The organism is Ruegeria sp. HKCCD4315 (genome assembly GCF_013112245.1).
GTDB lineage: Bacteria > Pseudomonadota > Alphaproteobacteria > Rhodobacterales > Rhodobacteraceae > Ruegeria.
The window spans coordinates 430599-453033 of record NZ_WVRN01000001.1 but is presented as its reverse complement, the minus strand read 5'-3'; the positions used below and the strand labels follow the sequence as shown (position 1 = coordinate 453033).

Sequence of the window (22435 nt, the reverse complement as noted above, 5' to 3'; positions counted from 1 at the left end):
TACCGCGAACCAATTTTACGCGTTCCGAATAAATTGCGTCGCACCCGCCCCGCATCGGGCAACTTCTAAGCAAAAATGTGGCAGAAAAATGTCACCGAAACAAGTCTGAGGCAGCTGTAAGTGCCTTAAATCGCACCCGATTTCTCGCGATTTCGGAACAATTGACATCATTTGCGCACGACTGTTTCCGCGCAATCTGACCTTGCCGTGAAACTCAGGTCCGATCGCGCCAACGATTCACAATTGGATAGCGCCGATCCAGCCAGAAGGCCCGCTTGCTCAGGCGCGTACCAGGAGCAGACTGGAACCGTTTGTATTCACTGATGTAAATCAGATGTTCGACCCGCCGGGCCTCTGCTTCGTCATACCCGGCAGTGACGCAGTCGGCGATTGAGCCATCTTGATCGACCAAAATCTCAAGGATACCGTCCAGAACCGGGTAGTCGGGCAAACTGTCGCTGTCCTTCTGGTCTGCGCGCAACTCGGCACTTGGCGGTTTGTCGATAATGGACGGGCGGATCACCTCGCCCTCGGGACCCATCATCCAGTCACGATGATTGGCGTTGCGCCAACGGCAGGTTTCAAACACGCGGGTTTTGTAAAGGTCTTTGATCGGATTATAGCCGCCATTCATGTCGCCATAGATCGTGGCATAGCCCACCGCGACCTCGGACTTGTTGCCGGTGGTCAACAGCATTTCACCAAACTTGTTCGAGATCGCCATCAGCAGCAGCCCCCGCAGGCGGGACTGAATGTTTTCCTCGGTCAATCCTTCGTCCAGCCCCGCAAACAACGGCGCCAGAGTATTCGTTACCGCGGCCCGGCCCTCGGAAATCGGCACAAAATCATAGTGCACGCCCAATGCCTTGGCGACGGCCTCGGCATCATCCAGCGAAGCCTGGCTGGTATATTCCGACGGCAACATCACACAGCGCACGTTTTCGGCCCCGATGGCATCGACCGCGATGGCCGCCACCAACGCAGAATCGACGCCCCCGGACAAACCAAGAAGCGCCTTCTTGAAACCCGTCTTGCCCATATAGTCGCGCAACGACTGCACCATCGCGCGATAATCCTGCTCCCACACATCAGGCTGAGGAACGATTTCGGCAGGCGCGATCAGCCAGCCATCGTCACCACGCTCAAGATCCACGTGTGAGACAGTTTCGTCAAAAACAGGCATCCGAAAGGCCAGCTCTCCACCCGGATTCAAGCCAAAGCTGGCTCCGTCAAAGACCTGATCGTCCTGCCCACCCACCATATTCAGGTAAATCAGTGGCAAACCCGTTTCGACAACACGCGCCACCATATGGTTCAGGCGCACGTCATACTTGTCGCGGAAATAGGGCGATCCGTTGGGGATCAGCAAAAACTCGGCCCCGGTTTCTTCAAGGGTTTCTGCCACGTCCGGGTGCCACCCATCTTCGCAGATCGGGCTGCCAATTCGGAAGTTCCCAACCGAATACGGCCCACCCAGCGGACCGGCATCGTACAGGCGCACTTCGTCAAAAACGGTTTCGTTCGGCAAATGATGTTTCAAGACCTTGCTGGTGATCCGCCCGTTTTTGAGGATCAGGTAGGCGTTGAACAACTTGTCCTCTTCCGCCCAAGGCGCGCCAATGGCAATCGCTGGTCCGTCTGCGCATGTTTTGGCCAACGCCTCGACCGCCGCCATGGCCGCACGGTGGAACACTGGCTTCTGGATCAGATCCTGCGTGTTGTACCCGGTGATGAACATCTCGGGGAAGGCCACCAGATCGGCACCGGCTGCTTTGCCTTGCTCCCAAGCGGTAACCGCCTTGGCTGCATTGCCCTCAATGTCACCCACAGTGGGGTTCAGTTGCGCCAGAGTGATACGGAAACGGTCGGCCATGCTGCCCTCTTGCCTCGTCAGTCCTATTGCCATTTAGCAGATCACCGCGCGAGTAAAAGGCCAATGCGGCAAAAGCCGTTGCCCTGCCCTCGACGGTATCCTAGTTTTGCCTCCAAAGATGCAACCAGCGATGACCCGGCAGGCAGGACCGAAAATGAACGTGATCCGATATTCGATTTTGGCAGCGGGGCTCAGTCTGTCCGCAGTGACGGCGTTTGCACAGGACGGAACAGTCATCATCAAAGATGACGAAGTTGGCGGCGTCTATGAAGGCACCTATGAAAACGGGCTGCGCCACGGGACGGGAACCTACCGGCTGCCCAACGGGTTTGAATACACGGGCGAGTGGGTTGAAGGCGAGATTCAGGGCCAGGGCGTGACCCGCTATCCCGACGGGTCAATCTATGAAGGCAGTTTTTCTAAGGGCCAACCCGAAGGGCGCGGCAAGATCGTTTATGCCAATGGCAGCAGCTATGACGGTGAATGGTCCAACGGATCAATCAACGGCACAGGTGTTGCCGAATTCGCCAATGGCACCCGCTATGAAGGCGAGTTCAGGAATGCCCAGCGGCACGGCAAAGGCGTTCTGACTTTTCCCGACGGATACATCTATGATGGCGACTGGGTTGATGGACAGCGGCAAGGCAAGGCCAAGATCACTTATGCCGATGGCAGCGTGTATGAAGGCGACGTCAGCGCAGGATTGCGCGATGGCACGGGCAAGCAAACCATGCCCGACGGTATGATCTATTCCGGTGAATGGGCGCAGGACCAGATCACCGGCACCGGTCGTCTGACCTATGCCAATGGCGATGTCTATGAGGGCGAACTGGTAGAAGGGCGCCGTCAGGGCAAAGGCAAAGTGACCCACGCGCAAGGCGACGTGTACGAGGGCGATTTTGTCGATGATCGCCGCCAGGGCAAGGGCACGTTCACCGGCACGGACGGCTTTGTGTATACCGGCGACTGGAACCAGGGACAGATCGAAGGTCTGGGAGAGCTGACTTATCCCGATGGTTCGGTTTATGTCGGCGATTTTGTTGCCGATTTGGCTGAGGGGACGGGCCGCATCACCTATCCCGATGGGTCAACCTATGAAGGTGATTGGATCGCTGGCGTGATCGAGGGTCAGGGCACGGCCACTTATGCCAACGGTATGATATACAAGGGCCAGTTCAAGAACGCGCAAAGCCATGGCAAGGGCGTCGTGACGCGCGCGGACGGCTCGGTCTATGACGGCGACTGGGTTGATGGCGTTCGCCAAGGCAAGGGCAAAGCGACCTATTCCGACGGCACCGTCTATACTGGCGATTTTCTGAACGGAAAACGGCATGGCGCTGGGGAAATCGTGACCCCCGCTGGGTTCAAATACGTCGGCGACTGGTCCGAAGGCAAGATCGAAGGCGTGGGCGTTGCTACTTATTCGAACGGCGATGTGTACGAAGGTAATTTTGTCGATAACAAGCGCCAGGGCAGCGGAACGATGCGCTATGCCAACGGGCAGGAAGAAACCGGTATTTGGGAAAACGGAGTTTTGCCGGGCCGGGCCTCTGACCAGCAAAGCGAGTCAGACACCCAGGATCCACAGCCTGCACCGGATGATCAGGCCGAAACGCCCGAGGCCTCCGACGGGTAAACCCTCACCACGGAACGGGTTGCCCGGCCCAATCAAAGAAACCGCCGGTGTCCGCTGGTGTAAGTCCATTGATCACGGATACCAAGTTTTGGGCGGCATCCTCAGGCTCGACGGCTGGATGACGGTTCAAGTATTTCTGCGTGAACGCAGTTTTCACGGTTCCCGGATGCAAGGCGACACAAATCGCCTGTTTATGCGTCCGCGACAGTTCGATGGCCGAGGTATGGACAACTTGATTGACCGCAGCCTTGGCGGCCCGGTAGCTGATCCAGCCCCCCATCCGATTGTCCCCGATGGATCCCACACGCGCTGAAAGAACCGCAAAAACCGACCGCCTCTTGCGGGGCAAAAGCCTATGCGCCCGGCTCAGCACCAAAGCCGGACCTACCGCGTTGAGCGCAAACTGATCCATCATCGCCTTGGCTGAAACCGCGCGAATTGTCTTTTCCGGTGCAGCCCCCTCGATCTCCAACGCCCCGGACGCGACGAGAATCAAGTCAAACGGATCAGGCAACCCGTCCAGCAACAGCAATGCCCGGTCGGGATCAGTCAGATCAAACTCGTCCAATGACCGCGACAAGCCCGTTACCGAGACGCCCTGCGCCTCTAAGGCTCTACAAACCGCTGCGCCAATTCCGCCCGAGGCTCCGATGATCAATGCTGTTTTCATCTGCATCCAGCTAGCTGCGCAGAGGGCACAATCAAGTTGGTCTGGAATAAGAAAGCCAGCGCAGGACCTGTTGGACACAAATTGGTCTTTTCATTCCTGGCGGGCTCTGTATAACCTCAATCCCATGATCAACCGTGCAGATATCCTTTGTGCCGACACCGCCCTGCGCGGTGCGTCTCTGCGTGGCCTACTGATCCTAATCCGCCTCTGAGCGTGCCATCCGGCGCGCCCGCTCAGAGGAGGACGCCAGCGCGCCAAGAAGGCTTTAGGACAGACAAGAAAGAGATTCCCATGACCAACGTGACCGACCAAGACCGCGTCTTGATCTTCGATACCACTTTGCGCGACGGCGAGCAGAGCCCCGGCGCGACCATGACCCATGACGAAAAGCTGGAGATTGCCGAGCTGCTGGACGAGATGGGCGTCGACATCATCGAAGCCGGTTTCCCCATCGCATCCGAGGGCGACTTCAAGGCCGTTTCCGAGATCGCGCAACGTTCTAAAAACAGCCGCATCTGCGGTCTGGCCCGGGCAAACTTCGCCGACATTGACCGCTGCTGGGAGGCCGTGAAACACGCTGAACAGAACCGGATCCACACGTTTATCGGCACCTCTCCGCTGCATCGCGCCATTCCGAACCTGACCATGGATGAGATGGCCGACAAGATCCACGAAACGGTTAGCCATGCGCGTAATCTGTGCGAGAACGTTCAGTGGTCGCCTATGGATGCGACGCGGACCGAGTGGGACTACCTGTGCCGCGTAATCGAGATTGCGATCAAAGCCGGGGCCACAACGATCAATATCCCGGACACCGTGGGATACACCGCACCGGTCGAAAGCGCTGACCTGATCAAACGCCTGATCGAAACGGTTCCGGGCGCGGATGAGGTGATCTTTGCCACCCACTGCCACAACGACCTTGGCATGGCGACCGCGAACTCGCTGGCGGCCGTTGCGGGTGGTGCGCGCCAGATTGAATGCACAATCAACGGGTTGGGCGAACGTGCTGGCAACACAGCGCTGGAAGAAGTTGTCATGGCGCTGCGCACCCGCAATGACATCATGCCTTGGCGCACCGGCATCGACACCACCAAGATCATGCACATCTCACGCAGGGTGGCGACAGTGTCGGGGTTCAACGTGCAGTTCAACAAGGCCATTGTTGGCAAGAACGCCTTTGCCCATGAAAGCGGCATCCATCAGGACGGGATGCTCAAGAACCGCGAAAACTTCGAAATCATGCGCCCAGAGGACATTGGCCTGTCCGGTACTTCTCTGCCGTTGGGCAAACACTCGGGCCGAGCGGCTTTGCGCGACAAGCTTGAGACTTTGGGTTTTGAGGTCGGTGACAACCAGTTGCGCGACATTTTCGTGCGGTTCAAGGATCTGGCCGACCGCAAGAAAGAGGTTTTCGACGACGACCTCATCGCCTTGATGACCATGGATGAGCACGATGACTACCTGCAGCTTGTCTCGATGAAAGTGACCTGCGGCACAGGTGGTCAGGCAGAATCCACGGTCGAGTTGGAAATGGACGGCAAAGACGTTATCGCCACTGAACATGGTGACGGACCGGTGGACGCGACCTTTAAAGCGATCCGGGCAATCTATCCCAACACAGCCCGCCTTCAGTTGTATCAAGTTCACGCGGTCACCGAAGGCACCGATGCGCAGGCTACAGTGTCTGTTCGCCTGAGCGAGGACGGTATGATTGCAACCGGTCAGTCTGCGAACACGGATACGGTTGTGGCCTCTGCCAAAGCCTATATCCACGCGCTGAACCGCCTGATCGTACGGCGCGAAAAAGCAGGTCCCGGTGCTGATATGCGTGAGATCAGCTATAAAGACCTGACCTGAACGGCCCAAGGGCTCCTGCACCCGCGGCGCGCCGTCCCTTCTTGGGTTTTGGGCCCGGCAGCGCGCTTAGGGCGCTGCCGGGCCCAACTTGTTTGACGGCATCTTTAATGCGGGCAAACGAGGCGGGAGCATAGGCAGGTTTCACCCAACTCTGCTCAAAGCTGGTCAAACAAAGCGGACAGACGCTTCATTTCGTCTTCGATGCCAAACGGGGCATTGATGATGAACATACCGGAACCGACCATTCGATGCCCTTTACGAACCGGGGGGAACGTTACCTCGTGACAGACAGCTTTGGGCAAGTTCTGCGACTTCAAAGCACGTATCATGGCCTGGTGGCGCTTGTCCGACAGGATGGGATACCACAACGCTATGACCCCGACATTCCATTTTCGGTGCAGCTTGGCGATGATCCCGGGTAGACGATCATAATCGGTTTTCACCTCATAGCTCGGGTCGATCAGCAGCATCCCCCTGCGTGGTGTGGGCGGAAGCAAGGATTGCGCCAGCGCAAAACCGTCTTGCTGGTAAACCTTGGCCCCATAGGGCGACATGGCCAAGGCCAGAGCGGCATGTTCTTGTGGGTGAAGTTCCGCAAAATGCAAGCTGTCCTGATCCCGCAGCAGATTGGCCGCAACAAGGGGTGAGCCCGGATAGGCAGCATTGCCGTGACGATTTTGAACGCTTTCCAAAACTTGCGCCATCGGATGATCAGGTCCGAACCACCCTTCTTGCTGCGCCCGCTTAATCCCCGCTGCGGCCTCTCCGGTGCGCACGGCCTCCTCCGCATCCAGCTTGTACAACCCTCGACCGGAATGCGTTTCGACATAGCTGAGCGGCTTGTCCTTGCGTGTCAGATAATTCAGCACCCAGGCCAACAATGCGTGCTTTTGGACATCAGCCAGATTACCGGCGTGGTAAATGTGTTGATAAGAGAGCATTTTGCCTTCTAAAGTCCCAATCAATAAGGCGGAAAGGTGCTGATTGTCGCGGAATCAGCCCTTTTACCGGGCGTGATGGCACCCTATAAGTCATCCGTCCCGGAACCGTCGAGTCGCGGGCAGTAGAAAAACCGACATACAGGATCAGGGGAAACATGGGGATCTTTGGCAATCTGGGCGGCCTGTTCACAGCGGACATGGCTATCGACCTTGGAACAGCAAACACGCTGGTTTACGTCAAGGGGCGCGGTGTCATCCTGTCTGAACCCTCGGTGGTTGCCTATCACGTCAAGGACGGTGTGAAAAAGGTTCTCGCTGTCGGCGAAGACGCCAAGCTGATGCTGGGCCGAACCCCCGGTTCAATCGAAGCCATCCGCCCGATGCGCGAAGGTGTGATCGCGGATTTCGACACGGCGGAAGAGATGATCAAGCACTTCATCCGCAAGGTGCACAAGCGTTCGACCTTCTCGAAACCCAAGATCATCGTCTGTGTGCCCCATGGTGCGACCCCGGTCGAAAAACGCGCAATCCGTCAGTCGGTTCTATCCGCAGGCGCGCGCCGTGCGGGCCTGATCGCCGAACCAATTGCAGCCGCGATTGGCGCCGGGATGCCGATCACCGACCCGACCGGGAACATGGTCGTCGATATCGGCGGCGGCACAACCGAGGTCGCGGTTCTGTCGCTGGGTGACATTGTTTACGCCCGCTCGGTCCGCGTGGGTGGCGACCGTATGGACGAAGCCATCATCTCTTACTTGCGTCGCCAACAGAACCTGTTGGTCGGTGAATCCACGGCTGAGCGGATCAAGACCACCATCGGCACCGCCCGTATGCCCGATGATGGCCGTGGTCAGTCGATGCACATCCGGGGGCGCGACCTGCTGAATGGCGTTCCCAAGGAAATCGAGATCAGCCAGGCCCAGGTGGCCGAAGCGCTCTCGGAACCCGTACAGCAGATTTGTGAGGCGGTTATGACCGCTCTGGAAACCACTCCGCCCGATCTGGCGGCGGATATTGTGGACCGAGGCGTGATGCTGACCGGGGGCGGCGCGCTTCTGGGTGATCTGGATCTGGCCCTGCGCGAACAGACCGGTCTGGCCGTGTCGATTGCCGACGAAAGCCTGAATTGTGTGGCTTTGGGCACCGGCAAGGCGCTAGAATATGAAAAACAGCTGCGCCACGCGATTGACTACGAGAGCTGAGGCGCGCACCTTTTAGGGGCAGTCTGAATTCGGCACGAGCAGCACGGGAAGGTAACCTGTGGCAAAAGACCGATCACAGCGCGATGACTACACAACCCCCTTGCGTCGTTTGTTGCTGGGGATCGTGATCCTTTGTCTGTTGGGAACCTTCCTGATCTGGCGCATCGACAGCCCGCGCGTTGAACGGTTTCGCGCGCAAGTGGTGGATGCAGTTGTACCCTCGATGGAATGGGCCATGGTGCCTGTGACTGCGACAGTCAATCTTGTTCGTGACTTCCAAAGCTATCAGCGCCTGAGCGAGCAAAACCGCGAACTGCGCAGCGAACTGCGCCTGATGCGTGCCTGGAAAGAAGCGGCACTGCAACTGGAGCAGGAAAACGCGCGTTTGTTGGATCTCAACAATGTACGTCTTGATCCGCGCCTGACCTATATCACCGGTGTGGTTATGGCCGACAGCGGCTCACCTTTCCGGCAGTCAGTTCTGCTGAACGTAGGCGAGCGCGACGGCATCGTCGATGGGTGGGCCACGATGGACGGCATCGGCCTTGTCGGCCGGATCTCGGGCGTCGGTTCAGATACAGCCCGCGTCATTCTGGTGACAGATGCCACCAGCGCCATACCCGCTACCATCCAGCCTTCGGGACAGACCGCGTTGATCAAAGGGGACAACACGTCGGCACCGGTTGTCGAATTCCTCGAAAGCCGTGAACTGGTCCGCCCCGGCGACCGGGTTATTACATCAGGTGACGGTGGCGTTTTCCCAGCTGGTTTGCTGATTGGCCAGATCGCAACGGATCCGGGCGGCCGGTTGCGGGTGCGTCTGTCCGCTGATTTCGAACGGCTGGAGTTTCTGCGCGTTCTACGCTTCAACTCGGCCCCGATCATTCGGGACCCTGGCGGCATAGTCGGCCCAACCCGGCCTGAAGCCGCCCTGTCGCCTGAAGAACTTAGTGATGGATAAGGCTGCCTCGCATAACTGGGCGATGCGCGGTCTCTACGCAGCGCTGGCTTTTTGTGTGCTGTTCCTGCATTTGTTGCCGCTGGATGCGCAACCAGATCGCTGGCCTTTTCCCGACGTTCTGATTGCCCTAACTTTCGCTTGGGTGCTGCGCCGCCCCGACTATGTTCCAACCTTGCTTGTGGCTGTCGTGATGCTGATGGCCGACCTTCTTCTGCAACGCCCACCGGGCCTTTTGGCGGCACTGGTTGTCTTTGGATCAGCCTATCTGCGTTCGGCGGCACCGGGTATGAAAGATGCCGGTTTCGTCGGAGAATGGATGTCGGTTAGCGTGGTCATCGCGGGTGTGTTTTTCGCGAACAGGATCGTTCTTTCAATCTTGTCCGTGCAACAGGCCGCTTTGTTGCCTGTCATGATCCAGCTCGTGCTGACAATTGCCTGTTATCCGGTCATCGTTGCACTGAGCCAAAGCGTGTTCGGTGTCCGTCGCATGACCGTTTCTGATACCGGCGCGGAAGGAGGTCGGGCATGAAGCCGCGCAAGCCCAAATCACAGGGCCTGGCCTATAAACGCTTGCCACGGCGTGCGCTGTTGTTGGCCGGCCTGCAGGCAGCCTTCATTGGCGGGCTGGCGGCACGTATGCGGTTCATGCAGGTGGATCAGGCCGATGAGTATCGCCTGCTGGCCGAAGAAAACCGCATCAACATCCGTCTAATCCCCCCAAATCGCGGACGGATCTACGACCGCAACGGGCAGATCATTGGCCAGAACTCACCATCCTACCGAATCGTCATTGTGCGCGAAGACGCCGGCGATGTGGATCAGGTGATCGGAAAATTGTCAGAACTGATCCCGCTGAACGATGATGAGATCGAACGCGCCCGGACCGAGATGCGCCGCTCGGCCCCGTTCCTGCCGGTCACGCTGGCCGATCAGGTCACGTGGGAGGACATATCGAAAGTTGCCGTCAATGCCCCCGCCTTGCCGGGTGTCACACCCGAAGTTGGTCTGACGCGGCAATATCCACGCTATGAAGACTTTGCTCATATCGTGGGCTACGTCGGACCGGTCAGTGACTACGACCTCAGCCAGATCGAAGACCCTGAACCCGTTCTGCGAATCCCCCGGTTTCAGATCGGCAAAGTGGGTCTTGAGGCAAAACAGGAAATCTCATTGCGCGGCAAGGCCGGTGCAAAGCGTGTCGAAGTCAACGCAACCGGCCGTGTCATGCGCGAGCTGGACCGACAGGAAGGCCAGCCCGGGGCCGACTTGCAGCTGTCCGTTGACGCGGACCTGCAACAATACGCACAGGCCCGGTTGGCTGGCGAAAGCGCCGCTGCCGTAGTCATCGATTGTGAAACCGGTGACCTGCGCGCGATGGCCTCGGCCCCCAGTTTCGATCCCAACCTGTTTGTGCGTGGTATCTCGGTCGCAGATTACCGGATGCTGACGCAAGATAAGTACCGCCCGCTGGCAAATAAGACAGTTCAGGGTACTTACCCTCCGGGTTCGACCTTTAAAATGGTTACGGCGTTGGCAGCGCTTGAGGCCGGAGTCGTCGGCCCCGGAAACACCGTTTACTGCCCCGGCCATCTGAAAGTCGGCAGCCGTCGCTTCCACTGCTGGAAGCGTGGCGGCCATGGCATGGTGGACCTCAACACTTCACTGAAACGCAGTTGCGACGTGTACTACTACGACGTGGCGATAAAGGTCGGCATCGACAGAATCTCTGAGATGGCCAACACGCTTGGACTGGGCATCAAGCATGAAATTCCTATGTCCGCTGTACGCGCTGGACTGGCGCCCAATCAGGAATGGAAACAAAGGATCCACGGCGAAGAATGGCTAATCGGCGACACCGCAAACGCCTCCATCGGACAAGGCTTTATGTTGGCCTCGCCCATGCAATTGGCTGTCATGACCGCGCGGATCGCCACTGGCCGTGCGGTTTCGCCTCGTCTGGTGCGGTCGATCAACGGGGTTGAACAGCCCAGCGGCGCGGGGGAACCGCTTGAGATCAGTCCCGCCAATCTCAAGTATATCCGCGAAGCGATGTGGTCTGTTTCAAACGACCGTCGTGGCACGGCCTATCGCAGCCGTATTATCGCGGAGGATTTCCGCATGGCGGGTAAAACCGGCACCAGCCAGGTACGAAACATTACCAAGGCCGAACGTGCAGCAGGCGTGATCCGGAACGAAGACTTACCCTGGGAACGCCGCGACCACGCGTTGTTCGTCAGCTTTGCCCCGTACGACAAACCCAAATACGCGATTGCCGTCGTGGTCGAGCATGGCGGCGGGGGGTCCAAGGCCGCAGCCCCGGTGGCGCGGGACATCATGCTTCAGGCCCTTTACAACGGCACACCGCCGCTCGACGCTTATCCGGTTGGCGACCGTGACCGTATCAAGGAACAGCAAAAACGGCTTGAGGGCGACCGTCGCCCCAAAGCGCGTCCTGACGGAAAGGACCGCGCATGAGCTATCTTGAGTACGCGGTCAAATCGACACCGTCGGGATTTCGCAAATTCCTGTACATGAACTGGCCGCTCACCCTGCTGCTGATCAGCACGGCCAGCGCTGGATTCCTGATGTTGTATTCGGTTGCGGGTGGTTCGTGGACGCCCTGGGCCGAGCCGCAGATGGAACGGTTCGGTCTTGGCCTGACTGCAATGTTCATCATTGCACTGGTGCCAATCTGGTTCTGGCGCAACATGTCCGTTCTGGCCTATCTGGGTTCGGTCGCGTTGCTGGTGTTTGTCGAGCTGTTCGGCACCATCGGCATGGGCGCGCAGCGCTGGATAGACCTTGGCTTCATGCGCCTGCAACCCTCAGAGGTCATGAAGGTCGCGCTGGTCATGGTCCTGGCGGCCTATTACGACTGGCTGCCATCCCACAAGACGTCCCGACCGCTATGGGTCTTTATTCCGGTGGCCCTGATCATATTGCCTACCCTGCTGGTTCTGAAACAACCCGATCTGGGCACGTCGATCCTGTTGTTGGCGGCAGGCGGCGGCTTGATGTTCCTCGCAGGCGTCCACTGGGCGTATTTTGCGGCTGTTATCGCTGCGGTGGTAGGTTTGATCGCCGCTGTGTTCAACAGCCGCGGGACCGAATGGCAATTGCTCAAGGACTATCAGTTCCGCCGGATTGACACCTTTCTGGACCCTTCGACCGACCCACTTGGGGCCGGGTATCACATCACCCAGTCCAAGATCGCCCTTGGGTCCGGGGGCTGGAATGGACGTGGGTTCATGCAAGGGACACAGTCCCGGTTGAACTTCCTGCCTGAAAAGCACACCGACTTCATTTTCACGACGCTGGCGGAAGAGTTCGGCTTTGTCGGCGGCATCACCCTGTTAATCCTGTACGCGCTGATCCTTGTATTCTGCATGGTTACAGCGCTTGCGACCAAGGATCGGTTTTCTTCGCTGGTCACTCTGGGCATTGCGCTGAACTTTTTCCTGTTCTTCGCCGTCAATATGTCGATGGTGATGGGCATGGCGCCGGTCGTTGGTGTGCCGCTGCCAATGGTCAGCTATGGCGGCTCGGCCATGTTGGTGCTGATGGCCGCGTTTGGCATCGTACAAAGCGCACATATCCACCGCCCCCGTTGATCTGAAAGGCCCCCGATGCCCGCAAACGTCCTGTTTTCCGCGCGCCCTGCGCTTTGGCCCGTGTATGAGCCGCTGCTGACCAATTTCCTGGCAGAGGCCAATGTCGACGCACGGCTGAGCACCGAGTTTGAGCCGGATCAAGTGGACTATGTCGTCTATGCTCCGAATGGCGGTTTGCAAGACTTCACCCCCTATACGCGATTGAAAGCGGTGTTGAGCCTTTGGGCAGGTGTCGAGAAGATCGCGGATAATGAAACGCTGACTGTCCCATTGGCGCGGATGGTGGATCACGGGCTGACGCAGGGCATGACCGAATGGGTTGTGGGCCACGTCCTGCGCTACCATCTGGGCATGGACCAGCACATTACCGTTCAGGATGGCGTCTGGACCCCTGCTGCCCCGCCCTTGGCCCAAGAGCGTAACGTCTGTATTTTGGGATTGGGCACGTTGGGTGAGGCCGCAGCCCGAGCCCTGACAGCGCTGAACTTTCAAGTCTCCGGTTGGAGCCGTACCGCCAAAGACATTCCCGGCATTGTTTGTCTGCATGGTCCAGAAGGATTACGGCAAGCGCTTTCTCAGGCAGAGATCGTGGTGCTGTTGCTTCCTGATACACCTGCCACAGAAAACGCGCTGAACGCCGAAACGCTGGCCTTGCTGCCTAAGGGCGCGCGGATCATCAACCCGGGTCGTGGCCCGCTGATCGATGACGATGCGCTATTGGATGCCCTGAACACAGGTCACGTCGGCCACGCAACACTGGACGTGTTTCGTATCGAGCCCTTGCCTGCCGATCACCCCTATTGGGCGCACCCGAACGTCACTGTCACTCCGCATATCGCGTCTGAAACCCGCCCGATCACAGCCGCGCAGGTCATTTGCGAGAATATCCGGCGCGGTGAGGCCGGAGAGCCCTTTGTGCACCTCGTAGATCGCACTCTGGGCTACTGAACTCAGGCCGCGATCAAACCGCGGCCTTTCAACAGGGCGTTCACACCCGGCAATCGACCCCGGAACGCCAGATACAGGTCTTCTGCCTCTCGCGACCCGCCGGTGGACAGGATGTTGTCTTCCAGCGCCTTGGCGCGTTCGGGATCAAAGGCACTGCCTGCCTCTTCAAAGGCGGCGAAGGCGTCGGCATCCATCACCTCGGACCACATGTAACTGTAATAGCCCGAGCTATAGCCATCACCGGCAAAGACATGGGCAAAATGGGGCGTGGCGTGGCGCATTCCGATAGCATGTGGCATTCCCAGATCCGCCAGAACTTCGGCCTGTTTTGCCATCGGATCTGCCGGGGCGTCGCCGTCATGGAAGGCCAGATCAACGAGCGCCGAGGCAACATATTCCACCGTCTGGAACCCTTGATCGAAATTGGCGGCGTTTAACACCTTCTGCAGCATCTCTTGCGGCATTGGCTCGCCCGTTTCGGCATGGGTAGCAAATTCGGCCAGAACTTCGGGCACTTCCAACCAGTGTTCGTAAAGCTGGCTGGGCAGTTCTACGAAATCACGCGCAACCGAGGTGCCAGAAATGCTTTCATAGGTCACATTCGACAGCATCTGGTGCAGGGCATGGCCGAATTCGTGGAACAATGTCCGCGCGTCGTCATAAGACAGTAGCGCCGGATCACCTTTGGCAAAATTGCAGACATTGATCACAATAGGTGCCTGAACCTGCGGGAATTTCGCCTGCGCCCGCATCGCGCTGCACCACGCACCAGACCGCTTCGATCCCCGCGCAAAGTAGTCACCGATGAAAACGGCAATGTGTTGCCCGTCACGTGTGACTTCCCAAGCCCGGCAATCCGGGTGATAGAGCGGAACGTCCAGCGGCGCGAATTCCAGCCCGAACAGACGGTTTGCGCAGGCAAAAGACGCCTCGATCATACGATCCAGTTGCAGATAGGGTTTCAGGGCCGCCTCATCCAGATCGTGTTCCGCCTTGCGCCGCTTTTCGGCGTAGTAGCGCCAATCCCAGGCTTCCAGCGGGCCGTTGATGCCGTCTTCCTGCATCATCTGTGTCAGGATCTCGGCGTCAGCATCGGCACGGGATTTTGCCGCTTCCCACACCTGCATCAACAGTTCACGCACACGGTCCGGTGTGCGGGCCATTTCGGTTTCCAGCTTGTAGTCGGCGAAACTGTCATAGCCCAGCAGCTTGGCGCGTTCCTCACGCAGCGCCAAAATCTCGGCAGCGATGTCGCGGTTGTCGGTGTCGCCGCCATTGGCACCACGCGCGGCCCAGGCGCGATATGCCTTTTCGCGCAGGTCCCGACGAGGTGAGAATTGCAGGAACGGTACAATCAGCGACCGCGACAGGGTTACAACTGGCCCTTGTGCCTCTTTCTCTTGCCCCGCAGCGCGGGCCGCGTCCACGACGAAATCCGGCAGGCCCTGCAGATCCTCTTCGGTCAGGTCCATGAACCAGTCCCGCTCATCTGCCAACAGGTTTTGAGTAAAGGACGTCCCCAAAGAGGCGAGGCGCGACTTGATCTCTTGCATCCGGGTATCGTCTTCCCCTGCCAGTGCTGCGCCAGCACGCACGAAACCGCGATGGGTCAACATCAGCACACGCGCCTGTTCTTCTGTCAAGTTCAGATCATCGCGCCGCGCCCATAGATCGGCCACGCGTTTGAACAGCGCCTTGTTCGAGGAAATGCCGGAAAAATGTGCCGACAGCTTGGGGGAGAACTCTCGCTGCAACTCTTCCCGTCTGGGATTGCTGTCTGCCCCTGCAACCGTGAAAAAGACCGACAGAACCTTGTCCAACTGCTCGCCCGCAGCCTCCAAAGCCTCAATCGTATTGGCAAAGGTCGGAGCGTCAGAATTCTCGGCAATCGCCGCGATCTGATCGTTATGCGCCGTCATTGCCTGATCCAGCGCCGGGGCGAAATCATCGTCCGAGATTTCGGCAAAGGGGGCAATTTCAAACGGGGTGGTCCAGCTGGACAGGATCGGGTTGGTCATTCGGATCTCCTTTGACCCTATAGCTAAGTCGCCAAGGCCGGGTGTTCCAGAACCCAAAGCCTGCGTAAAGAAAGGTTAATCGTTCGCGGTGCCGCAGACTGGGCAATCGGCGCGACGGGTCAGCGTTATCTTGCGGCTTTCGCCGTACAGAGCGTCATAGATCAGCATCTCGCCACGCAAAGCCATGCCTGCGCCCGTGATCACCTTGATCGCCTCAACCGCCATCATCGACCCAACAACGCCGGGCAAGGGGCCGATCACCCCGGCTTCGGAACAGGACGGGGCCAGACCGGGGGCTGGCGCCTCGGGGAAAATGCACTGATAGCACGGGGTGCCATAGGCCGGGTCGAACACACTCAGCTGCCCTTCCCACTGCGACAAAGCCCCCGAGATCAGAGGTTTGCCCAGCGCGACGGCCGTGCGGTTGGCCAGATAGCGCGTGTCAAAATTATCGGTCCCGTCAAGGATCAGGTCGAAATCGGCAAACAGATCGGCCGCAATCTCATCGCCCAACCGGCGATGATAGGGCAGAACCACCACGTTCGGGTTCTGCGCCTCCATCGCCTGCTGTGCCGAGAAAACCTTGGGCATGCCGATATCTGTGTCCCGGTGAATGACCTGCCGCTGCAGGTTGGCGTTCTCGACAACGTCATCATCTATGACACCGATTGTGCCCACACCCGCTGCAGCCAGATATTGCAAAGCCGGGGCACCCAAACCACCCGCGCCAATCACAAGAACCCGTGCTTTTTTCAGCTTTTTCTGCCCCGGACCGCCCAATTCGCGCAAAACAATATGGCGGGCATAGCGGTCCAACTCGGTCTCGGTAAATCGGTCGATGGGCATGGCAGGTTCCTGATCTGAAACGGGCTTTGCGCGATTGCGCAAAGCCTTCAGCCCCCTGCCATACACCAAAACAATCGCGCCGAAACCCACAAGGATCAGCCACATTGCCGCCGAGCCGCCTGTCGCCTGACGCAGCGGATGCCCGTCTGGCAAGATCAGATGAGACAGGATCACTCCGGCTAACAGCACACTGACCGAAACCACACGCGCTGTTTTTGACGTGCCGGCGATATAGCCAACACCCCAAAGTCCCGCGGCCAGAACAAAAACCAGCAGCATCAACCGCGCCCGGTTGAGCCAAAGCCGCCGGACCCGCGACCGGTTTCACCCAATTCATCAGCCAGTTCGAATGTGGCTTGCACGACCGGAGCGACTACCAGTTGCGCGATGCGCTCGCCATGAACAATCTCGAACCGGTCCTGGCCCGCGTTCATCACGATCACCCCCAAGGGTCCGCGATAGTCACTGTCGATGGTGCCTGGCGTGTTGGGCAGTGTAATCCCGTGTTTCAGTGCAAGGCCCGAGCGAGGACGGACCTGAACCTCGTACCCCTGAGGTATTTCGATGCGCAGGCCGGTTGGCACGAGAGCGCGTTGGCCGGGTTCCAACACGACAGGGGTGCCACCTGGCAAGTTGGCGCGCACATCCGCACCGGCGGCACCAGCCGTTTCGTAAGACGGAAGCGCGATAGCCGGGTCTGCGCCGTCTTCGCGGATCACTCGAATTGCAACCATGCCCTTGCCTTTCCTTCAGTCTGCCAATGCGTCCGCGATCTTTGCCGCCAGACGCCGGGCAACTTCGTCCTTGCCCAAGCGCGGCCATTCTTCGGCGCCACTGCCCGAGATCAGAATGACCGCATTCTCGGACCCACCCATGATGCCGGTTGCCGGGCTGACATCGTTCGCAACGATCCAATCGCAGCCTTTGCGAAGGCGCTTGGCGGTGGCGTGTTCAACCACATCGTCCGTTTCCGCCGCAAAGCCCACCACCAGCGGCGGGCGGCCCACATCCATCTGGGATACACGTTTCAGAATGTCCGGGTTTTCGGCAAATTCCAGAACCGGCAGGCCATCCCGGCTTTTCTTCAGTTTCTTGTCCGATGCGCTTGCCACACGCCAATCGGCGACCGCCGCCGCGAACACGCCCGCATCGACGGGCAGAGCGGCATCGACCGCGTCAGACATCTGTTGCGCCGTCTCGACCGGTACGACCTGTACACCTGCCGGAGGGGGCACATCTGCGGGACCGGTAACAAAGATCACCTCGGCCCCCAAATCCGCCAGCGCTTGTGCCACAGCGGAGCCTTGCGCACCGGACGACCGGTTCGCGATATAGCGCACAGGATCAATCGGTTCGTGCGTGGGGCCGGAGGTCACGAGCACACGTTTTCCAGCCAAAGGTCCCGCTGTCAGTTGAGCCTCAATCGCCGCAACGATTTCCAACGGCTCGGACATGCGGCCCGGACCGTATTCGCCGCAGGCCATGTCGCCTTCATTTGGCCCAACAAAACGCACCCCATCCGCCTGCAGCTGCTTTAGGTTGCGTTGCGTTGCCGGGTGATCCCACATCCGTACATTCATCGCGGGCGCGCAAAGAACAGGCGTGTCAGTCGCCATCAGAACGGTCGATGCCAGATCGTTGGCCAGCCCAGAGGCCATCTTGCCCATCAGATCCGCCGTTGCAGGGGCCACGACGATCAAATCGGCCGAGCGTGAGAGCTGAATATGCCCCATCTCAGCCTCATCGGTCAGATCGAACAGATCGCGATAGACTTTTTCGCCTGCAAGTGCGGACACGGACAAGGGGGTTACAAACTCTTCCGCTGCGCGGGTCAGAACGGGTGTCACAGCCGCTCCACGCTCGCGCAGCCTGCGGATCAGATCCAGCGACTTATAGGCCGCAATCCCCCCGCCAATGATCAGCAAAATGCGTTTGGATGACAGCATGTTCAGCCCTTCCCGTCCCGGTCGGCCCCGACATTAGGCAAGGCCAGCAGGTAGTTCCAGAGATTAATTTTGCACCTGGAACGCAGCGCAGGGGTCTTCGCGCTCTATCGATGGGCTGTCGATTACCACGTCAAAATCACCATCGATAATCCCGTCCTCGGATTGTCCTATTGCAACAACCTTCCAACCCGGCTGAAGACGCGCAAGATAGGTCGGGATCCCACGATCCTTGCGCGCGTGACCATTGCCGGTGATCACTGCAACCGGTCCGCCGGTTTCTTCCATCGCACGCACCACTGCGCGGGCAAGCACCGCGTCACGCAAGCGTTGAATTGCAACCATCTGAGGCAGCATTTCAGCAGGCAACGCGTCGCAATGAGCGGCCATTTGATCCGCCTCTCGCGCTGCCTGTTCATCGGGTGGCAAAGGGACCGTCAAACCAAATCGCGCCGCATCCGCGCCCAAAGCGGTGGCCGCCCCGCGTTCCATCGCAGCGCGTGCGGCAGTCCTTGGCACCATTGCACCGTACACAGGCGCCGTTGAGGCTTGGAAAACAGGGTAATACATGCTGAGCGGAGGCCATCCGCTTTCAGCCCATTTCAGGATACGACCCAACTCTTCCGGGTCCGACATTGCCTTTTGCGCCAACCGCTGAGCGCCTTCTTCAGTGACCATTTCCCACACAACTGCCGAAGGAGAAAAAGCGGTCAGTGCTGCAGCCTGAATGTGGTGATGGGTGGGGTTGTCGTGCACCTCACCAAGTATCAAGACATCGGCGCCCTGCATCGCAGTCAGCGCGGTGTCAGGTATTAAAGCCTGAGCTCCGCCAGGTCGCACTGCGGCGACCATAAGACCCAGAACACACACAAGAATCGCAAGATGTTTCATGCAATGAAGTGTTGCACCTCGCGCGACTGACCTTCAAGGTTCTTACGCATTTTTGAAAAAGCCGCGGCCTCTAGCTGGCGAACACGTTCCTTTGATAGACCCAGCTCATCTCCAAGGCTTTCCAACGTCCTTGCAGGCTCTCGCAGCTTGCGCTCGCGCACAATGAAACGTTCGCGGTCATTCAGCGCGTTCATCGCGATCAGCAACCACTCGCGCAGTTGCGCCGTATCATGGCTGTGTTCAACAGATTCCGCAGCCTGTTCGCGATCGTCCTCTAACGCATCGATCCACTCGCGCCCATCTTCGTCCGCAGACTGCACCGCATTCAGCGAGAAATCTGAACCGGAAAGACGCCCTTCCATCATTTCGACATCACGCAGGGGAACACCAATTTCGGTGGCAATCATCTGATGAAGCTGGTGACGATCTAACTCCAAACCTTCGGTAGCTGCCTCGCGTTCCAACCGGGCCTGAACCCGCCGCATATTGAAAAACAACGACTTTTGGGCAGATGTGGACCCGGTCCGAACCATTGACCAATTGCGCATCACATAGTCCTGAATGCTCGCTTTGATCCACCACACGGCATAGGTCGAGAAGCGCACACCGCGATCAGGGTCGAACTTGTCTGCCGCCTTCATCAGACCCAGCCCGGCCTCTTGAATAAGGTCGTTCATCGGCGCGCCATAGCGTTTAAATTTAGCTGCCATCGAAATCGCCAGCCGCATATATGCGGTGATCAACCGATGCAGAGCTTGTTCATCACGCTCATCGCGCCACGCGTAAGCCAGCTTTAGTTCGGTTTCCGCATCCAGCAACTCAGCCTTCATCGCTTGCCGGGACATCGAAAAGTCTGTCGCGTTATCCAGTGCCATCAACCTCTCCCCTGTTTTGCAGGCGCTGGCCGGGCTTGCTTTGCCGACCTATGACCGATACGCAAAACAACACTAAGTGGATCATCCAAAGGTAAGAATTGTGTCGTCAGATTTAACCTTGGTTCTTGGGGGGGCTGCCTCGGGCAAGTCGGCTTTTGCTGAAGAACTTATTGTTTCCACAGGGAAAAGCAGGAATTATCTTGCGACATCACAAGTGTTTGATGACGAGATGCGCCAAAAGGTTAAGCGCCATCTGACACAGCGTGGCGACGGCTGGACCACGTTTGAGGAACCTCTTGATCTGGGACCGGTGCTGGCCCGCTTGCCGCACGATCAGATTTGTCTGATCGACTGTGCCACCATGTGGTTAAGCAACCATCTTCTGGCGGAATCCGATCTGGAAGTGGCACAGACCAATCTGCTGGACGCCCTGAACGACTGCCCGGCCCAGGTTGTGATTGTCTCGAACGAGGTAGGTCACGGGATCGTCCCGGACAACGCCCTCGCTCGCCAATTCCGCGAGGCGCAGGGGCGACTGAACATAGCCTTGGCGGCGCAGGCGGATCTGGTCGTACAGGTGACAGCCGGATTACCATCTGTTCTGAAAGGCCAATTGCCATGACGCGCCTGCATCTTGTCCGTCACGGGCCGACACATGCAAAAACCATGGTCGGTTGGTCGGATCTGCCTGCGGACCTGAGCGATACAGCAGCCTTGAGACGCCTGCATGATCATCTGCCGTCCGAGGCAATTGTGATCTCTTCCGACTTGTCGCGCGCTGTAGACACAGCGTCAGCAATTCAGGGGCCGCGCCTTCGCTTGCCTCACAATCCGGACCTTCGGGAAATCCACTTTGGAAGCTGGGAATTGCGCGGCTTCGCCGATATCGAAGCAGAAGACCCTGAACTGGCCTTTGCCTATTGGGATAACCCCGGCGACGTCCGCCCACCGAAGGGCGAAAGCTGGAACGACGTCCGCAATCGGGTCGATACCGCAATCGACGCGCTTGTGGCTCAGCACACGGGGCGCGATCTGGTGATCGTCGCGCATTTCGGCGTGATCCTCACGCAAGTACAACGCGCTTTGGATCTAGATGGGCAGCAAACCTTTTCGCACAGGATCGATAATCTGTCTGTCACAGACATTACCTTAGATGCCAACTCATGGACGGTCGGCAAGATCAATCACCTTCCGTGAACTGACCCCGCACAAATCACTGTTTTACTGGGCCACCGGCCTGCGGCATCGTTCATGCATGACTTATGATCTGTATATCGGTGACCGCCTCTTCTCCAGTTGGTCCATGCGCGGGTGGTTGATGCTTGAGAAATTCAATCTGCCTTACCGCAGCCACATGATTGGCCTGTACTCGGGCAGCATGAAACAAGACATGGAACCGCTGGCCCCAGCCCGTCTGGTTCCCGCGCTGCGCCTGCCCGAGGGAACGGTTTTGGGCGAAAGCCTGGCCATGGCCGAAACGCTGGCCGAGCGTCACCCAGACGCGCAATTGTGGCCTGAAGATCCCGCCGCACGAGCAACCGCCCGCTGGCTTTGCGCTGAGATGGTTGCAGGGTTCAGCGCCCTGCGCGGCCAATGCGCAATGCAGTTGCGGCACGTTTGGAAAGGATTTGTTCCGTCTTCTGGAACGCTGGCAGATCTTGAACGGATTGAGACACTCTGGGCACACGCGCGGCGTATCTCGGGTGCGCAAGACGGTCCGTTGTTCGGCACCTATTCGCTGGCAGATGTGTTCTACACGCCCGTCGCAGCACGGATCATCGGCTATGGGCTGCCCGTGTCCGAGGCGAACCGGGCCTATTGTTTAGACCTCCTGTCGGACCCAGCCGTCAGACAATGGCGCGCAATGGGTATGACAGTTCAGTATGACCCATTCCCCTATCCGCAAGAGTTGTCATCGATGCCCTGGCCGGTCGGAGGGGACTCGAACGCCAAACCGGTATCAGGCGGCCCTTCCCTCAACGAGGCTTGTCCGTATTCCGGCAGACCGGTTGCGGATTTTCTGGAATTGGATGGCCAATGCTGGGGGTTCTGCAATCCATTCTGCCGCGACAAAACTGTGGCTGACCCCGGCGCGTGGCCCAAATTCACCGCCTTGCGCGCATCCGTTAACGACTCTTAAACCACAACCATGGCAGCAAC

General features: G+C 58.6%; 20 protein-coding genes. 11 read left to right on the top strand and 9 right to left on the bottom strand.

The annotated features are described in order from the left end of the window. Positions 1-214: 214 nt before the first annotated feature. Positions 215-1873: an NAD+ synthase gene (locus GS646_RS02175; protein ID WP_171184044.1), complete on the bottom strand. Its 1659-nt coding sequence runs from the start codon at positions 1871-1873 to the stop codon at positions 215-217. A gap of 154 nt (positions 1874-2027) precedes the next feature. Between GS646_RS02175 and GS646_RS02170 the strand changes: the two genes are divergently transcribed. After that, complete coding sequence (locus tag GS646_RS02170; RefSeq protein ID WP_171184042.1) at positions 2028-3509, top strand: MORN repeat-containing protein; 1482 nt, start codon at positions 2028-2030, stop codon at positions 3507-3509. Between the two features lie 4 nt (positions 3510-3513). Here GS646_RS02170 and GS646_RS02165 read toward each other — a convergent pair whose 3' ends face one another. Further along, on the bottom strand, positions 3514-4179 hold the full coding sequence (locus tag GS646_RS02165; RefSeq protein ID WP_171184040.1) for an SDR family NAD(P)-dependent oxidoreductase: 666 nt from the start codon (positions 4177-4179) through the stop codon (positions 3514-3516). 291 nt (positions 4180-4470) lie between these two features. Between GS646_RS02165 and GS646_RS02160 the strand changes: the two genes are divergently transcribed. Further along, positions 4471-6039 (top strand): 2-isopropylmalate synthase, encoded by a 1569-nt coding sequence (locus GS646_RS02160; RefSeq protein WP_171184038.1) that lies wholly within the window; start codon positions 4471-4473, stop codon positions 6037-6039. Between the two features lie 155 nt (positions 6040-6194). On the opposite strand, the gene GS646_RS02155 is transcribed toward GS646_RS02160, so the two are convergent. Continuing rightward, entirely contained in the window at positions 6195-6980 is a 786-nt protein-coding gene (locus GS646_RS02155; protein ID WP_171184036.1) for a 23S rRNA (adenine(2030)-N(6))-methyltransferase RlmJ, read from the bottom strand. A 155-nt stretch (positions 6981-7135) separates the two neighbouring features. Between GS646_RS02155 and GS646_RS02150 the strand changes: the two genes are divergently transcribed. Genes GS646_RS02150 through GS646_RS02125 form a run of 6 tightly spaced genes read left to right on the top strand, consistent with a single transcriptional unit; the run spans position 7136 to position 13702 of the window. Then, complete coding sequence (locus GS646_RS02150; protein WP_039523195.1) at positions 7136-8182, top strand: rod shape-determining protein; 1047 nt, start codon at positions 7136-7138, stop codon at positions 8180-8182. A 58-nt stretch (positions 8183-8240) separates the two neighbouring features. Continuing rightward, the gene (gene mreC / locus GS646_RS02145) at positions 8241-9143 is read left to right on the top strand and encodes a rod shape-determining protein MreC (RefSeq protein ID WP_171184035.1); all 903 of its coding nucleotides are present in this window, start codon (positions 8241-8243) and stop codon (positions 9141-9143) included. Continuing rightward, positions 9136-9672, top strand: coding sequence for a rod shape-determining protein MreD (locus tag GS646_RS02140; protein WP_171647358.1), 537 nt, complete (start codon positions 9136-9138; stop codon positions 9670-9672). The genes mreC and GS646_RS02140 overlap by 8 nt, the downstream gene beginning before the upstream one ends. After that, positions 9669-11618 (top strand): penicillin-binding protein 2, encoded by a 1950-nt coding sequence (gene mrdA / locus GS646_RS02135; RefSeq protein WP_171647360.1) that lies wholly within the window; start codon positions 9669-9671, stop codon positions 11616-11618. The genes GS646_RS02140 and mrdA overlap by 4 nt, the downstream gene beginning before the upstream one ends. Continuing rightward, positions 11615-12754 (top strand): rod shape-determining protein RodA, encoded by a 1140-nt coding sequence (gene rodA, locus GS646_RS02130; RefSeq protein WP_171093572.1) that lies wholly within the window; start codon positions 11615-11617, stop codon positions 12752-12754. Before mrdA ends, rodA begins: the two co-directional genes overlap by 4 nt. A gap of 15 nt (positions 12755-12769) precedes the next feature. After that, positions 12770-13702, top strand: a complete 933-nt coding sequence (locus tag GS646_RS02125) for a glyoxylate/hydroxypyruvate reductase A (RefSeq protein WP_171647362.1) — start codon at positions 12770-12772, stop codon at positions 13700-13702. 2 nt (positions 13703-13704) lie between these two features. Here GS646_RS02125 and GS646_RS02120 read toward each other — a convergent pair whose 3' ends face one another. The 6 genes from GS646_RS02120 to GS646_RS02095 form a co-directional block, all read right to left on the bottom strand. Continuing rightward, positions 13705-15720, bottom strand: a complete 2016-nt coding sequence (locus GS646_RS02120; protein WP_171647364.1) for a M3 family metallopeptidase — start codon at positions 15718-15720, stop codon at positions 13705-13707. Positions 15721-15795: 75 nt separating this feature from the next. Beyond that, a complete protein-coding gene (locus GS646_RS02115; RefSeq protein WP_171184022.1) occupies positions 15796-16845 on the bottom strand; it encodes a molybdopterin-synthase adenylyltransferase MoeB in 1050 nt (349 codons plus the stop codon). Further along, on the bottom strand, positions 16845-17300 hold the full coding sequence (dut, locus tag GS646_RS02110) for a dUTP diphosphatase (RefSeq protein WP_171184020.1): 456 nt from the start codon (positions 17298-17300) through the stop codon (positions 16845-16847). Before dut ends, GS646_RS02115 begins: the two co-directional genes overlap by 1 nt. 15 nt (positions 17301-17315) lie before the next feature. Continuing rightward, positions 17316-18512, bottom strand: coding sequence for a bifunctional phosphopantothenoylcysteine decarboxylase/phosphopantothenate--cysteine ligase CoaBC (gene coaBC, locus GS646_RS02105; RefSeq protein ID WP_171184019.1), 1197 nt, complete (start codon positions 18510-18512; stop codon positions 17316-17318). A gap of 63 nt (positions 18513-18575) precedes the next feature. After that, positions 18576-19400, bottom strand: a complete 825-nt coding sequence (locus GS646_RS02100; protein ID WP_171184017.1) for a ChaN family lipoprotein — start codon at positions 19398-19400, stop codon at positions 18576-18578. Then, positions 19397-20275, bottom strand: coding sequence for an RNA polymerase factor sigma-32 (locus GS646_RS02095; RefSeq protein ID WP_171093586.1), 879 nt, complete (start codon positions 20273-20275; stop codon positions 19397-19399). The genes GS646_RS02100 and GS646_RS02095 overlap by 4 nt, the downstream gene beginning before the upstream one ends. Positions 20276-20375: 100 nt before the next feature. Here GS646_RS02095 and cobU point away from each other — a divergent pair, with 100 nt between their 5' ends. Genes cobU through GS646_RS02080 form a run of 3 tightly spaced genes read left to right on the top strand, consistent with a single transcriptional unit; the run spans position 20376 to position 22415 of the window. After that, a complete protein-coding gene (gene cobU / locus GS646_RS02090) occupies positions 20376-20897 on the top strand; it encodes a bifunctional adenosylcobinamide kinase/adenosylcobinamide-phosphate guanylyltransferase (protein WP_171184015.1) in 522 nt (173 codons plus the stop codon). Next, positions 20894-21472, top strand: coding sequence for a histidine phosphatase family protein (locus GS646_RS02085; protein WP_171647366.1), 579 nt, complete (start codon positions 20894-20896; stop codon positions 21470-21472). The genes cobU and GS646_RS02085 overlap by 4 nt, the downstream gene beginning before the upstream one ends. A 58-nt stretch (positions 21473-21530) precedes the next feature. Further along, a complete protein-coding gene (locus tag GS646_RS02080; protein ID WP_171647368.1) occupies positions 21531-22415 on the top strand; it encodes a glutathione S-transferase in 885 nt (294 codons plus the stop codon). The last annotated feature ends 20 nt before the right edge of the window (positions 22416-22435 follow it).

Bases quoted from the DNA above. Each gene is read 5' to 3' on its own strand.
- GS646_RS02175 (WP_171184044.1), bottom strand. From the start codon at position 1,873: ATGGCCGACCGTTTCCGTATCACTCTGGCGCAACTGAACCCCACTGTG.
- GS646_RS02170 (WP_171184042.1), top strand. From the start codon at position 2,028: ATGAACGTGATCCGATATTCGATTTTGGCAGCGGGGCTCAGTCTGTCC.
- GS646_RS02165 (WP_171184040.1), bottom strand. From the start codon at position 4,179: ATGAAAACAGCATTGATCATCGGAGCCTCGGGCGGAATTGGCGCAGCG.
- GS646_RS02160 (WP_171184038.1), top strand. From the start codon at position 4,471: ATGACCAACGTGACCGACCAAGACCGCGTCTTGATCTTCGATACCACT.
- GS646_RS02155 (WP_171184036.1), bottom strand. From the start codon at position 6,980: ATGCTCTCTTATCAACACATTTACCACGCCGGTAATCTGGCTGATGTC.
- GS646_RS02150 (WP_039523195.1), top strand. From the start codon at position 7,136: ATGGGGATCTTTGGCAATCTGGGCGGCCTGTTCACAGCGGACATGGCT.
- GS646_RS02140 (WP_171647358.1), top strand. From the start codon at position 9,136: ATGGATAAGGCTGCCTCGCATAACTGGGCGATGCGCGGTCTCTACGCA.
- mrdA (WP_171647360.1), top strand. From the start codon at position 9,669: ATGAAGCCGCGCAAGCCCAAATCACAGGGCCTGGCCTATAAACGCTTG.
- rodA (WP_171093572.1), top strand. From the start codon at position 11,615: ATGAGCTATCTTGAGTACGCGGTCAAATCGACACCGTCGGGATTTCGC.
- GS646_RS02125 (WP_171647362.1), top strand. From the start codon at position 12,770: ATGCCCGCAAACGTCCTGTTTTCCGCGCGCCCTGCGCTTTGGCCCGTG.
- GS646_RS02120 (WP_171647364.1), bottom strand. From the start codon at position 15,720: ATGACCAACCCGATCCTGTCCAGCTGGACCACCCCGTTTGAAATTGCC.
- GS646_RS02115 (WP_171184022.1), bottom strand. From the start codon at position 16,845: ATGCTGCTGGTTTTTGTTCTGGCCGCGGGACTTTGGGGTGTTGGCTAT.
- dut (WP_171184020.1), bottom strand. From the start codon at position 17,300: ATGGTTGCAATTCGAGTGATCCGCGAAGACGGCGCAGACCCGGCTATC.
- coaBC (WP_171184019.1), bottom strand. From the start codon at position 18,512: ATGCTGTCATCCAAACGCATTTTGCTGATCATTGGCGGGGGGATTGCG.
- GS646_RS02100 (WP_171184017.1), bottom strand. From the start codon at position 19,400: ATGAAACATCTTGCGATTCTTGTGTGTGTTCTGGGTCTTATGGTCGCC.
- GS646_RS02095 (WP_171093586.1), bottom strand. From the start codon at position 20,275: ATGGCACTGGATAACGCGACAGACTTTTCGATGTCCCGGCAAGCGATG.
- GS646_RS02085 (WP_171647366.1), top strand. From the start codon at position 20,894: ATGACGCGCCTGCATCTTGTCCGTCACGGGCCGACACATGCAAAAACC.
- GS646_RS02080 (WP_171647368.1), top strand. From the start codon at position 21,531: ATGACTTATGATCTGTATATCGGTGACCGCCTCTTCTCCAGTTGGTCC.